Consider the following 12817-nt stretch of genomic DNA (forward strand, 5'->3'; position numbering starts at 1 on the left):
GGGGCGAGGCGGCGGCGGGAGCCGACCGTGAGACGATGGACCGATGCCCGGCGCACGCGCGCGCCCGGATCCCCGTACGAGAGGACGAATGCCGGTGACCCCGAGGATCGCTGCCGATGAGGCCCGGGACATCGTGCCCGCGTCGACGCCCCAGGAGCGGCTCCGCAACTTCTGCATCATCGCCCACATCGACCATGGCAAGTCGACGCTGGCCGACCGGATGCTGCAGATCACGGGGATCGTCGACGAGCGCGCGATGCGCGCCCAGTACCTCGACCGCATGGACATCGAGCGCGAGCGCGGCATCACCGTGAAGAGCCAGGCCGTGCGCATGCCGTGGCAGGTCGACGGCGTGAACTACGCCCTGAACATGATCGACACCCCCGGCCACGTCGACTTCACCTACGAGGTCTCCCGCTCGCTGGCCGCCTGCGAGGGCGCGATCCTGCTCGTCGACGCCGCCCAGGGCATCGAGGCGCAGACCCTCGCGAACCTGTATCTCGCGATGGAGAACGACCTCACCATCATCCCCGTCCTCAACAAGATCGACCTGCCCGGCGCGGACCCGGAGAAGTACGCCGCGGAGATCGGCCAGCTGGTGGGGGTCGAGCCGGAGGACGTGCTGCGGGTCTCCGGCAAGACCGGCCAGGGCGTGCCCGAGCTGCTCGACCACGTGGTGCGGACCCTCCCCGCTCCCGAGGGACAGGTCGAGGCGCCCTGCCGCGCGATGATCTTCGACTCCGTGTACGACACCTACCGCGGCGTGGTCACCTACGTCCGCGTGGTCGACGGCTACCTGCGCGCCCGCGACCGGATCGACATGATGTCCACCGGTGCCCACCACGAGCTGCTCGAGATCGGCGTGAGCTCCCCGGAGCCGCATCCCACCACGGGCATCGGCCCCGGCGAGGTGGGCTACCTGATCACCGGTGTGAAGGACGTGCGTCAGTCCAAGGTGGGCGACACCATCACCACCTCGGTGCGCGGGGCGACCGAGGCGCTGGCCGGCTACTCGGACCCCAAGCCCATGGTCTACTCCGGGCTCTTCCCGATCGACGGTTCGGACTACCCGGCGCTGCGCGACGCCCTCGACAAGCTCAAGCTCAACGACGCGGCCCTGAACTACGAGCCGGAGACCTCGACCGCTCTCGGCTTCGGGTTCCGCGTCGGATTCCTGGGCCTGCTGCACCTCGAGATCATCCGCGAGCGCCTCGAGCGCGAGTTCGACCTCGACCTCATCTCCACTGCGCCCTCCGTCGTCTACCACGTGCGGATGGAGGACGGCACCGAGGTCGAGGTGCTGAACCCCTCCGACTTCCCCACGGGCAAGGTCGCGGAGATCAGCGAGCCGATCACCAAGGCGACCATCCTGGTGCCGAGCGAGTTCATCGGCGCCGTGATGGAGCTGTGCCAGTCCAAGCGCGGCCAGCTCGGCGGCATGGACTACCTCAGCGAGGACCGCGTCGAGCTGCGCTACACCCTGCCGCTCGCGGAGATCGTCTTCGACTTCTTCGACCAGCTGAAGTCGAAGACGCGCGGCTACGCCTCCCTCGACTACGACGTCTCCGGCTCCCAGACCGCCGATCTGGTCAAGGTCGACATGCTGCTGCAGGGCGAGCCGGTCGACGCCTTCAGCGCGATCGTCCATCGCGACAAGGCCTACAACTACGGCGTCGAGATGGCCGGGAAGCTCAAGAACCTCATCCCGCGCCAGCAGTTCGAGGTCCCGATCCAGGCCGCGATCGGCGCGCGCATCATCGCCCGCGAGAACATCCGCGCCATGCGCAAGGACGTGCTCTCGAAGTGCTACGGCGGCGACATCTCCCGCAAGCGCAAGCTCCTGGAGAAGCAGAAGGAGGGCAAGAAGCGCATGAAGAACATCGGCTCCGTCGAGGTGCCGCAGGAGGCCTTCATCGCCGCGCTCTCCTCCGACGCCGCCGAGGCCGGCAAGGACGGCAAGAAGAAGTGACCGCCCCAGCGGGACGGATCGCCGCGGTCTGCACGGTCGCGCAGCTCTTCCCGGTCCCCGAGCGGGGCCTGATGAGCGGCATCGACAAGAGGCCAGTGGACGGCCCGATCCGGCTGCTGACCCACGGCGTGCTCGGCGACGTGCAGGGCGATCGCGAGCACCACGGCGGGATCTTCAAGGCCGTCTACGCCTACTCGCGAGAGGTGCGCGAGCAGTACGCGGCCGAGCGCTCGCAGGCGCTGCCCGACGGCGCCTTCGGCGAGAACCTCGTCACCGCCGGTCAGGACACCGACGGCACCGTGATCGGGGAGCGGTGGCGCATCGGGTCGGCCGAGATCGAGGCGACCTGCCCGCGCAATCCCTGCGGCACCTTCGCCGCCTGGATGGGGGACCGCCGCTGGGGCCGACGCTTCACCGAGGGCGGCCACGCGGGCGCCTACTTCCGGGTGCTCGTCGAGGGGGAGACCCGTGCCGAGGACGCGATCGAGGTGGTCTCCCGGCCCGAGCACGGTGTGAGCATCGCCGACTCCTTCCGGGGGCTGTCGCCCCAGCAGGCGCGCGCTCTGCTGGACTGGGCACAGGACACCTCCACGGTGCTCTACGACTCCCTGGTCGGCGCCGCGCAGAACGCCCTCATCCGGGCCGACGGGGACGCCCGCTTCCCGGACCGCCTGCGCTCCACCGGCCGCGGACTGGGGCTCGGGATGGGGCTGTGACAGCCGGGGCGACGGCGATGACGGAGACGGCGGGCAAGGACCTCTCCGTCTACGTCCACGTCCCCTTCTGCGCCGTGCGCTGCGGCTACTGCGACTTCAACACCTACACGGCGACCGAGCTCGGCGGCGGCGGATCGCAGCGCGAGTACCCCGACAACGCCCGGGCCGAGATGGATCTGACCCTCGCGGCGGACCGCACGGCCGGCTACGAGTACGACGAGATCTCCACCGTCTTCTTCGGCGGCGGCACCCCCACCCTGCTGCCCGCTGACGACCTCGTCGCCATGCTCGATCACCTGCGCTCCCTGATCCCGCTGGCCCGCGGGGCGGAGGTCACCACCGAGGCGAACCCCGACTCGGTTACCCGCGCCTCGCTCTCGCGCCTGGCCGAGGGCGGGATCACCCGCGTCTCGATCGGGATGCAGTCCGCCGTCCCCTCCGTGCTCGCGACCCTGGACCGCACCCATGACCCCGAGCGGGTGCCGCAGGTGGTGCAGTGGGCGAAGGACGCCGGGCTGCAGGTGAGCCTCGATCTGATCTACGGCACGCCCGGCGAGACCCTCGCGGATGTCGAGACTTCCGTCCGGGCGGCGCTCTCCTGCGAGGTCGACCATCTCTCCGCCTACTCTCTGATCATCGAGGGGAACACCGCGATGGCGCGGCAGCTGCGCCGCGGCGAGCTGCAGGCCCCCGACCCCGACGACATGGCTGACAAGTACGAGCTCGTCGACGATCTGGCGAGCGCGGCCGGACTGTCCTGGTACGAGGTCTCCAACTGGGCCCGCACCTCGGAGCACCGCTCCCGCCACAACCTCTCCTACTGGCAGGGCGGGGACTGGTGGGGGATCGGCCCCGGCGCGCACCGCCACCGGGCCGGCCTGCGCTCCTGGAACGTCAAGCACCCCAGCCGCTACGCGCGGATGCTCGCCGACAGCGAGCTGCCAGTGGCCGACTCCGAGCAGGTCGCCGCGGAGGACCGCCTCGTCGAGCGGATCATGCTCGAGCTGCGCATCGCCGACGGCCTCGCGGTCGAGGTCGTGCCCGCGGAGCGCAGGGACATGCTCGCGGTGCACCGCGACCGGGGCCATCTCGATCCCGAGGCCCTGGCGCACGGCCGGGCGGTGCTGACGCGCCCCGGGCGTCTGCTCGCCGATGCCGTGATCCGCGACCTCGTGCCCTGAGCCCATGGTCGGTCGTCGCCGCCGGGACACCGGTGCGTCGGATCCGGTGGCTGCCGGGTCCGTCGGCGCGCGGACTGGCTCCATGACGCCTGCGACCGGATCCCGCCCGACCACGATCGACGAGTACCTCGACGCGCTGGAGGAGACCGCGCTCAGCCGGATGTGCGCGCTGCGGGCCCTGGTGCGCGAGGAGCTGCCCGAGGCGACCGAGGCGGTCACGTGGGGAGCGCCCGCCTTCCTCCACGCGCGCGGCACCATCCTGCTCGTCGTCAGCGCACATCCCGCCCATGCGAACTTCACCGTGACCCCGAGCGCCAAGGAGGCGTTGGCCTCCGAGCTCCAGGGGCTCGAGACCGGGAAGGGCAGTGTGAAGCTGCCGTACGCGGATCCGCTCCCGGAGCAGGTGCTTCGTCGCCTCGCCCGGCGCCGTCTCGCCGAGTTCGAGCAGGACGCCGTCCCCTGGATGTGACGCGCCGCGGCGGAGCGACGCGTCCGCCCCGGCTCCGTGCGGCACGACCGACCACAGCGACGAGCCCCCGCGACCCTGTCGGGTCCCGGGGGCTCGTCGTGCTCGGCGGAGCGAACAGCTCAGCGTGCGGAGCGGGCGATCACTTCACGAGGCGGATGTTCAGCGGGTAGTTCCACCACTCGCCCTGGTTCGCCTTCACGGCGCCCAGGATCGCGAAGACGATGTGCAGGATGGCCGGCACCGCCACGAGCACATACAGCACTGAGCCGATGCCGAAGGTGACGATCGCGATGATCGTGATGACGATGCTCAACGCGATCTCGGCGATGAACACGGCGATCGCGGCGTTCAGAGCCTCCGCGGCGTTGAAGCGGATGAAGCGGTTGCGGTCCTTGTAGACCAGGAAGATGATCAGCGGCCCGAGCCATCCGAGGAATCCGGCGCCGATCACGTAGCCGACGATTGTGGAGAGCTGCGCGAACATCGACCACAGCTTGGCGTCCGAGTCGCTCGCGGGCTGACCGGGGAGCGGGCCGGGGTAGACGCCCTTGATATGGGCGGGGGCCTGGTCGAAGGACATGGGGGCTCCTGAGGTGGGATGGGCGGGCTGCTGCGGGGCGGGGCCCGCCGTCGCGGCCTGCGGGGCGGCGTAGGCCGGCTGGGGCGACGGAGCGCCCGAGGGCTGGGTCGCCCCCGCGTGCGGGTCGGAGGCCGCGGGCGCCGCGAACGGGTCGGATGCTGCGGGCGCCGCGAACGGGTCGGCCGACGGGGCCGGCTCGGCCGAGGCCCCGACGGGCTGGGTGGATGCGGCCGGGAACTCCGGTGCGGCGTAGGCCTCGGACTCGCGGGCGAAGGGATCGTGCGGGTGCTCGGACTGGCTCATGGTGGACTCTTTCCTCGGGCCGACCCGGATGGACCGGCAACTGTGCGTTGTGGCCAGCCTAACGACCGCTCTGCGCGTCGTCACCGGGGTGGGCCTCCCCGGTCACCGGGGGTTTTCCCCCGCGACCTTCGTCGCGCCCCGGGCGTTCAGTCCACGGTCACGAAGTCGATGAGCTCCTCGATGCGCCCGGACAGCGTCGGCTCGACATCGGCGTAGGAGCGCACGGTCTCGAGGATCCGCTTCCAGCCGAGGCCCACGTCGTGCTTGTCCCCATGCGGCCAGCCGAGGGCGGCGAGGGTCCCGATCTTGATGTCGGTGCCCTTGGGGACGTGGGGCCATCGGTCGAGGCCCACCCGCGCGGGCTTCACGGCCTGCCACACGTCCACGTACGGGTGGCCGAGCACGATTACGTTCCCCGCCGCACCGGGCAGGCGCATCACCTGCTGCGCGATGCGCGACTCCTTGGAGCCGGTCACCAGGTGGTCCACCAGGATCCCGAGGCGCCGGGTGGGGGAGGGAGCGAACTCCTGCACCCGTTCGACGAGGTTGTCGGCGCCCTCCAACTGCTCGACGACGACGCCCTCGATGCGCAGGTCATGGCCCCACACCTTCTGCACCAGCTCGGCGTCATGGGTGCCCTCGACCCAGATCCGGGAGGCGCGGGCGGTGCGGGCCCGTGCGCCCTCGACATACACCGAACCGCTCGCAGAGCGCTTGCGCACAGGCGCCTGCTGGGCGACGGCCCGGGTGAGCACGACGGGCTTCCCGTCGATCATGAACCCGGGACCCAGCGGGAAGGTGCGGCGCACCCCGCGGCCGTCCTCGAGCTCGACCACGAGCTCCCCGGCGATCTTCTCGACCCGGGTCACCGCCCCGGTGAAGCCGGTCGAGGCCTCCTCGACCACGAGATCGCGGCGGGCGGGCACCTCGGTCGCCACGGGGCGGCGGCGATGGTGGGTGGGCGGGGTCGAGGACAGCACGTCTCGGCCGTACCGGTCGGGGAAGGAGGAGGCTGCAGGCACGCCCGGCACGATACCCCCGTGGCGAACGCCTCCCGGGAAGCACCGCGCGGGGCGCGTAGGATTGGCACTCGGCGGCCCCAAGTGCCAGCCCGTCGGCCGTCCGACGGGTCCGCACCGCGGCCCGCCCGCAGCACAGCACATCGGAGCCAGCACATCGGACCCACAGCGGGTCCCCGCCCGTCGGAGGTGAGAGGAACGGACAGCCGCAAGCTGCAGATCCTCGGCGCCATCGTCGAGGACTACGTCGCCACCCGCGAACCCGTCGGGTCGAAGTCCCTGCTCGAGCGCCACGAGCTCGGCGTCTCCGCCGCGACGGTGCGCAACGACATGTCCGCCCTCGAGGAGGAGGGGCTGATCCACCAGCCCCACACCTCCGCGGGCCGCGTCCCCACGGACAAGGGCTACCGGACCTTCGTCGACCACGTCGCGACGGTCAAGCCGCTCTCGCCGCCCGAACGCCGCGCGATCCACGCCCTGCTCGAGCAGTCCGGGGACGTCGAGGAGCTCCTCGCCCGGACGGTGCGCCTGCTCGCGCAGCTCACCCAGCAGGTCGCGATGGTGCAGTACCCGGCCCGCCGACAGGCGCGGGTGCGCCACGTCGAGCTGGTCAAGGTCGCCGAGTCCCTGCTGCTGGTGGTGCTGATCCTCGAGTCGGGCCGCGTGGACCAGCGCACCATCCCGGTGACCCCGGGGCGCGACGCCGAGTACTACGCCGGTCTGCGCGACGCGCTGAACCGCACCGTCGCGGGGCGCGAGGTCACCGACCTCTCCGCCCCGCTCGGGGACCTGCTCGAGACCGTCAGCCGCCCGGACCGCGACTCCGCCCGTGAGGTCGCCGAGGCGCTCGTCGCCCTCGCCGCGGCCCGGGTCGAGGACCGGATCATGCTCGCGGGCACCGCGAACCTGGCCCGCAGCGCGGAGGACTTCGCCCGCGACGTCGAGCCCCTGCTGGACGTCCTCGAGGAGCAGCTGGTGCTGCTGCGGCTGTTCACCGAGATGCACGCCTCGCCGGGCGCGGTCGAGGTCCGCATCGGATCCGAGCTGCGCGAGTCCGCGCTGACCCAGGCCGCGGTGGTCGGGGCCGGCTACGGCGCGGGCTCCCATCTGGCGATCCTCGGCCCCTCCCGGATGGACTACGTCACCGGCATCTCCACGGTGCAGGCGATCGCGCGGTACGTGTCGCGCTACCTCGAGTGATCGCCGTGCGGAGGTCCGTCTCCGCCTCTCTGTCTCTGCTCCCACCCACCCCGCAAGGACCCCACTGGTGAACGACGACTACTACGAGCTCCTCGGCGTCTCCCGCGACGCCTCGACCGAGGAGATCAAGAAGGCCTACCGCAAGCTCGCGCGCAGCCTCCACCCCGACGTCAACCCCGATCCCGAGGCGGCGGAGACCTTCAAGAAGGTGTCCCAGGCCTACGAGACGCTCTCCCATGCGGACAAGCGCCGCCAGTACGACATGGGCGGCGGCCCGGGCATGGGCGGCGGCTTCCCCGGCGGCTTCGGCGGCGGCGCCGGCTTCGACATGGGCGACATCTTCGACATGTTCGCGGGTGCCGCGGGCATGCGCGGCCGCGGCCAGGGCCCAGTGCCCCGTCAGCGCCGCGGCGGCGACGTCCTGCGCCGCATCCGCATCGACCTGCGCGACGTCGTCTTCGGCACCGAGCAGAAGGTCACCTTCCGCACGGCGGCGCTGTGCGAGCGCTGCTCCGGCTCCTGCTGCGAGCCGGGCACCAGCCCCACCCGTTGCACCGCGTGCAACGGCTCCGGCCACGTGCAGCGCGTCGCCCAGTCGCTGCTGGGCCAGATGGTCACGATGGCGCCCTGCCCCACCTGCGGCGGGCACGGCGACGTCATCGAGTCCCCCTGCACCGGCTGCTCCGGGCACGGCCGCACGGCCTCCGATCGCGAGGTCACCGTGCGCGTCCCCTCGGGCGTCGAGCACGGCACCCGCATCCAGCTGCGCGGCGAGGGCGAGGTCGGCGAGGCCGGCGGACCCTCCGGCGACCTGTTCGTGGAGCTCTCCGTCTCCGAGCACGACACCTTCGACCGCGACGGCGACGACCTCGTCACCACGATCGCCGTGCCGATGACTTCCGCGGCGCTCGGCGCGACGGTTCCGCTCGAGACCTTCGACGGCATCCAGGAGATCGACGTGAAGCCCGGCTCGCAGCCCGGCGACCAGATCACCCTCAAGGGCCTCGGCGTCACCCCGCTGCGGCGTGAGCGCCGCGGCGACATCCGGGTGGTCCTCGACGTCGACGTCCCCACCTCGCTCAGCGACGAGGAGCGCTCACTGCTCGAGCAGCTCGCGGCGCTGCGGGGCGACGAGACCACGCGCAGGAAGGGCCACGGCCCCTTCGCGAAGCTTCGCGACCGCCTGCGCGACCTCTGAGCGGAGCACCACGCCGATGCCCACGACCCCGCCCGGCTTCCTGATCCTCGACGACGCCCTCGCGGGCACGCGGGAGGGCGATGCCCTCCTGCTCACGGGGGAGGAGGGGCGGCATGCCGCGAAGGTCGCCCGGATCGGCGCGGGGGAGACGGTCCTGCTCACCGACGCCCCGGGCCGCCAGGTCCTCGCCGAGGTGACCGCCGCCCGCAAGGAGCAGCTGGATCTGCGCCTGCTCGCCGACCCGAGCCCGGCGATCCAGCGCCTGCCGCGGCTCACCCTGGTCCAGGCCCTCGCCACCGGAGGCCGCGACGAGCAGGCCGTGGAGTCCGCGACCGAGCTCGGCGCGGACCGCCTCGTCCCCTGGATCGCCCAGCGCTCGGTCTCCGTGTGGCGCGGGGAGAAGCTCGCCAAGGGCCGGGCGAAGTGGGAGTCCACGGTGCGTGCGGCGGTCAAGCAGTGCCGTCGGCCCGGGATCCCCGAGGTGGGCGAGGCGGTGACCACGAAGGAGCTGCTGCGCCAGGTGCGCGAGCTCGCGGGGGATGGCGCTCTCGTGCTCGTGCTGCATGAGCAGGAGTCCGTCGGCTTGATGAGCCTGTCCGAGGAGCTGAGCGGGGCGAGCGAGGCCGGTGTCGAGGAGATCCTGGTGATCGTCGGCCCTGAGGGCGGCATCGCCCCCGAGGAGCTCACCGGCCTGCACGAGGCCGGGGCCCGCTCGGTGCTGCTGGGCCCCGAGGTGCTGCGCTCCTCGACCGCTGGACCCGCCGCGCTCGCGGTGCTCAGCGCGATGGTGGGTCGCTGGGGCTGAACGACCTGGGGGAATCTCCTGTGCGGCGCGCCGCGCCGTGGAAGGATGCTTCGGGTGATCATCGCCGAGAACCTGGTCAAGGAGTTCAGCCGTCCTCGACGAGCAGTGGGCCGTTTCGCGGGGGTCCGGTCCTTCTTCAGTACCGACAAAGTCGTCTCGCGCGCCGTGGACGACGTCTCCCTGCGGATCGATGACGGGGAGATCGTCGGATACCTCGGGCCCAACGGCGCCGGGAAGTCCACCACCATCAAGATGCTCACCGGCATCCTCGTGCCCACCTGGGGCCACGTCGAGGTGGAGGGGATCGTGCCCTGGAAGGACCGCCGCGCGAACGCCCGCAACATCGGCGCCGTGTTCGGCCAGCGCAGCCAGCTGTGGACGGACCTGCCGCTGCGGGAGTCCCTCGAGCTGATCGCGAAGCTCTACGGCCTCTCGCCGGAGGAGCACCGTCGCTCGCTCGACGGCTTCGTGGACCTGCTGGACATGGGACCGTTTCTCGACACCGCAGTGCGCTCGCTCTCGCTGGGCCAGCGCATGCGCGGCGACATCGTCGCCGCGATGCTGTACCGCCCGCCGGTCCTTTACCTCGACGAGCCGACCGTGGGCCTGGACGTCGTGGCCAAGGCCCGGATCCGCGACTTCATCGCCGAGCAGAACCGCACCGAGGGCACCACGGTGCTGCTGACCACCCACGACATCGCGGACATCGAGCAGCTCGCCCGGCGCGTGGTGATCATCGACGAGGGCCGCATCCTTTACGACGGCGGCCTGGACGCCCTCCGCGCCCGCTACGCGCCCTTCCGCGAGATCGTGGTCAGCGCCCCGGAGATTCCCGAATCCATCTCCCTGGAGGGGCTCGAGCTCACGCGCCTGGTGCCCGCCGGGGACGAGCTGCGGGGCACCTTCCGCTTCGATCCTGCCGTGCTGCCCGCCCCGACGGCGATCGGGCGCCTCACCGGGGCGCTGGAGATCACCGACCTCTCCAGTCGGGAGCCCAGCGTCGAGGACGTGATCCACCGGATCTACACCGACCGGGGCGTCGCGCCGTGAGCGCGAGCGCCGTGGCCCGCGCCGGCACCCGCCTACCCGCCGCGCAGGTGCGGGCCGGCCTGAGCGCCTCCGTCGGCCACGCCGCCCGGGCCCAGTTCGCCTTCCGCGCCTCCACCTGGACAGGCATCGTGGGATGCACTCTCCAGGTGGTGCTGGTGCACCTGGTGTGGACCGCGGTCTACGGGGGTCGCAGCGATGTGGCCGGGGTGGCGCAGGGCGATGCGGTCACCTACGCGGTGCTCGGCGTGCTCACCACCACGGTGTTCCAGCCCTTCGCCTTCGACTCACTGCTGGGCCGGCTGCGCACCGGAGCGATCGCCTTCGACGTGATGCGCCCGATCTCCGCCGTGCCGGTCGCGCTGGCCCGCCAGCTCGGCGGCGCGATCGGCCAGCTCCCTGCCGTGGTGACCGCCCTGATGGTGGGCCTCGTGCTCGGCGCGATCGCCCTGCCGGGCAGCTGGCTCTCCGGCCTCGCCTTCCTGCTCTCCCTCACCCTCGGGTTCGTGCTCTCGCTGCTGGTGAACTTCACCGTGGGGCTGGTGGGCTTCTGGACGCTCGAGACCGGCGGCGCCTTCATCATCTACCGCATGCTCGCCCAGTTCTCCTCGGGGGCGCTGATCCCGCTGTGGTTCATGCCGGACTGGCTGAGCGGCGCCCTGGCCCTGCTGCCCTTCTCCGCGCAGGTGTTCGTGCCGCTGTCGATCTACGTCGACACCGCGCCGGGGTGGCACACCGCGGGCGCGATCGGGCTGCAGCTTTCGTGGATCGTGCTGATCGCGGGACTCGCCTCCCTGGTGTGGTCCCGAGCGATCCGTCGGCTGGTGATCTTCGGTGGCTGAGGCGAGGGCGCCCCGCGGGACGGTGGCCGACAGGGCGGGGACCGGGACCCTCGCCCGGCCCGTGCCGCTGTGGCGCACCTACACGATCCTCCTCGGCGCCACCTGGCGCAGCATGCGCGTGCACCGCGTGAACCTCGTGATGACGTTCCTGGGCAGCGCCGCCCTGCAGGGCACGCAGCTGGCCTTCATCGGCGTGCTGCTGGGCGCCTTCGGCACGATCGCCGGCTGGAGCGTGGCCGAGGTCGCGTTCCTGTACGGTCTGCGGCTCACTGCCCACGGCGTGTGCACCATCAACTTCGGCCAGCATCGGGGGAGCGCGCAGGTGGTGCGGGACGGCGACTGGGACCGGTACCTGCTGCGTCCGGCCTCGCCGCTCATCCAGCTGCTCACAAGATTCTTCAACCCGGGAACGCTCGGGGACCTGGTGCTCGGGCTCGCGATCCTCTCGGTCGCCGCGACCCGGCTGGAGCTGGACTGGTCGCCGTGGATGATCGCCTTTGTGGCCGCTGCCGCCGTGAGCGGCGGACTGGTCGAGGCAGGGCTGCAGATCGGGATCTCCGGGCTGGACTTCCGCATGGGTCCCACCACCCGGATCAAGGACACGATCGATCGCGTCCTCACAGATTTCGGCGCCTACCCGATGACGATCTTCGGCACCGTCGGGACCTGGATGCTGACCTTCCTGCTGCCGCTCGCCTTCATGGCCTATCTCCCGGCGACCGTGGTGCTGGGCCGCACCGAGGAGCTCGTCGTCCCCGAGATCCTCGCCCGGCTCTCCCCGTTCGTGGGCCCGGTGATGCTGGTGGCCGGGGTGCTGGTGTTCCGTCGGCTGTCACGCCACTACACCAGCCCCGGGCACTGAACGGGCCCCGTCGGCGCGCTGCGCGACGGGGCCCGGAGAAGCGAGTCGCTTCAGGCGACGGGCGCGAGCGCCTTCTCCTCGAGGGTCGCGAGACCGCTCGCGAGAGCGGCGGCCTTCGCCTCGGTGACGAAGAGCTCGCCCTCGACGGAGAGGTCATCACGGAAGCCCAGGCCGATGGAGCCCACGACGTCCGCGCCCACGCGGGTCATGAGGGTCTCGAGCAGCGGCAGCACCTCGCCCGCGTCGCCCCAGCCGTAGCCGACGAGGACCACGGGGAGGTCCTTCCACTCGGCGAAGAGGTAGTCGATGGCGTTCTTCAGCGCACCCGGGTAGGAGCCGTTGTACTGCGGGGTGAGGATCACCAGGGCGTCGAGCGCAGCGACGCGGTCGGCCCACGCCTGACCGTGAGCGGTGGTCTTCTCGGCACCGGACTTGGGGCTGGCCGGCTCGTCGAACGCGGGCAGCGCGATCTGCGCGAGATCGAGGTGCTCGATCTCGAAGCGATCGCCGGCGAGGGACTCGACCCACTGGGAGACGGGGGAGGCCACGCGACCGGGGCGGGCGGAGGAGGTGAGAATTCCGAGAGTCGTCATAGTTTCAACAACATCTCACAGTCGGCCGGTGAT

At 71.5% G+C, this 12817-nt stretch carries 13 protein-coding genes; 10 read left to right on the forward strand and 3 right to left on the reverse strand.

The genetic code is table 11. The annotated features are described in order from the left end of the window. Window positions 1–88 precede the first annotated feature (88 nt). The 4 genes from lepA (at window position 89) to ACZCAH_RS01980 (ending at window position 4335) form a co-directional block, all read left to right on the forward strand. Window positions 89–1969, forward strand: a complete 1881-nt coding sequence (gene lepA / locus ACZCAH_RS01965) for a translation elongation factor 4 (RefSeq protein ID WP_329746540.1) — start codon at window positions 89–91, stop codon at window positions 1967–1969. Continuing rightward, window positions 1966–2685 carry an MOSC domain-containing protein gene (locus ACZCAH_RS01970; RefSeq protein WP_464339472.1) on the forward strand — a complete coding sequence of 240 codons (720 nt, stop codon included), beginning with the start codon at window positions 1966–1968 and terminating at the stop codon, window positions 2683–2685. The genes lepA and ACZCAH_RS01970 overlap by 4 nt, the downstream gene beginning before the upstream one ends. A gap of 17 nt (window positions 2686–2702) precedes the next feature. Further along, window positions 2703–3866, forward strand: coding sequence for a radical SAM family heme chaperone HemW (gene hemW / locus ACZCAH_RS01975; RefSeq protein WP_464339473.1), 1164 nt, complete (start codon window positions 2703–2705; stop codon window positions 3864–3866). Between the two features lie 82 nt (window positions 3867–3948). Then, on the forward strand, window positions 3949–4335 hold the full coding sequence (locus ACZCAH_RS01980; protein WP_464339474.1) for an iron chaperone: 387 nt from the start codon (window positions 3949–3951) through the stop codon (window positions 4333–4335). A gap of 139 nt (window positions 4336–4474) precedes the next feature. Here ACZCAH_RS01980 and ACZCAH_RS01985 read toward each other — a convergent pair whose 3' ends face one another. Both ACZCAH_RS01985 and ACZCAH_RS01990 read right to left on the reverse strand, forming a co-directional pair. Continuing rightward, window positions 4475–5218, reverse strand: coding sequence for a DUF4870 domain-containing protein (locus ACZCAH_RS01985; protein WP_464339475.1), 744 nt, complete (start codon window positions 5216–5218; stop codon window positions 4475–4477). Window positions 5219–5364: 146 nt separating this feature from the next. After that, window positions 5365–6249 (reverse strand): DUF3097 domain-containing protein, encoded by an 885-nt coding sequence (locus tag ACZCAH_RS01990; protein ID WP_464339476.1) that lies wholly within the window; start codon window positions 6247–6249, stop codon window positions 5365–5367. Window positions 6250–6426: 177 nt separating this feature from the next. On the opposite strand from ACZCAH_RS01990, the gene hrcA reads away from it, so the two are divergent. The 6 genes from hrcA (at window position 6427) to ACZCAH_RS02020 (ending at window position 12191) form a co-directional block, all read left to right on the forward strand. Further along, window positions 6427–7437: a heat-inducible transcriptional repressor HrcA gene (gene hrcA / locus ACZCAH_RS01995; protein ID WP_464339477.1), complete on the forward strand. Its 1011-nt coding sequence runs from the start codon at window positions 6427–6429 to the stop codon at window positions 7435–7437. Between the two features lie 67 nt (window positions 7438–7504). Then, window positions 7505–8635 carry a molecular chaperone DnaJ gene (dnaJ, locus tag ACZCAH_RS02000; protein ID WP_464339478.1) on the forward strand — a complete coding sequence of 377 codons (1131 nt, stop codon included), beginning with the start codon at window positions 7505–7507 and terminating at the stop codon, window positions 8633–8635. 16 nt (window positions 8636–8651) lie between these two features. Beyond that, window positions 8652–9440 carry a 16S rRNA (uracil(1498)-N(3))-methyltransferase gene (locus tag ACZCAH_RS02005; RefSeq protein WP_464339479.1) on the forward strand — a complete coding sequence of 263 codons (789 nt, stop codon included), beginning with the start codon at window positions 8652–8654 and terminating at the stop codon, window positions 9438–9440. A gap of 54 nt (window positions 9441–9494) precedes the next feature. After that, entirely contained in the window at window positions 9495–10490 is a 996-nt protein-coding gene (locus ACZCAH_RS02010; RefSeq protein WP_464339480.1) for an ABC transporter ATP-binding protein, read from the forward strand. Beyond that, window positions 10487–11329, forward strand: a complete 843-nt coding sequence (locus tag ACZCAH_RS02015; RefSeq protein WP_464339481.1) for an ABC transporter permease — start codon at window positions 10487–10489, stop codon at window positions 11327–11329. Before ACZCAH_RS02010 ends, ACZCAH_RS02015 begins: the two co-directional genes overlap by 4 nt. Then, window positions 11322–12191, forward strand: a complete 870-nt coding sequence (locus tag ACZCAH_RS02020) for an ABC transporter permease (RefSeq protein ID WP_464339482.1) — start codon at window positions 11322–11324, stop codon at window positions 12189–12191. Before ACZCAH_RS02015 ends, ACZCAH_RS02020 begins: the two co-directional genes overlap by 8 nt. 50 nt (window positions 12192–12241) lie before the next feature. Here ACZCAH_RS02020 and ACZCAH_RS02025 read toward each other — a convergent pair whose 3' ends face one another. After that, on the reverse strand, window positions 12242–12784 hold the full coding sequence (locus ACZCAH_RS02025) for an NADPH-dependent FMN reductase (RefSeq protein WP_464339483.1): 543 nt from the start codon (window positions 12782–12784) through the stop codon (window positions 12242–12244). Window positions 12785–12817: the final 33 nt, after the last annotated feature.

Source organism: Brachybacterium sp. B718/18, from assembly GCF_055454375.1.

Bases quoted from the DNA above. Each gene is read 5' to 3' on its own strand.
- lepA (WP_329746540.1), top strand. From the start codon at position 89: ATGCCGGTGACCCCGAGGATCGCTGCCGATGAGGCCCGGGACATCGTG.
- hemW (WP_464339473.1), top strand. From the start codon at position 2,703: ATGACGGAGACGGCGGGCAAGGACCTCTCCGTCTACGTCCACGTCCCC.
- ACZCAH_RS01980 (WP_464339474.1), top strand. From the start codon at position 3,949: ATGACGCCTGCGACCGGATCCCGCCCGACCACGATCGACGAGTACCTC.
- ACZCAH_RS01985 (WP_464339475.1), bottom strand. From the start codon at position 5,218: ATGAGCCAGTCCGAGCACCCGCACGATCCCTTCGCCCGCGAGTCCGAG.
- ACZCAH_RS02005 (WP_464339479.1), top strand. From the start codon at position 8,652: ATGCCCACGACCCCGCCCGGCTTCCTGATCCTCGACGACGCCCTCGCG.
- ACZCAH_RS02025 (WP_464339483.1), bottom strand. From the start codon at position 12,784: ATGACGACTCTCGGAATTCTCACCTCCTCCGCCCGCCCCGGTCGCGTG.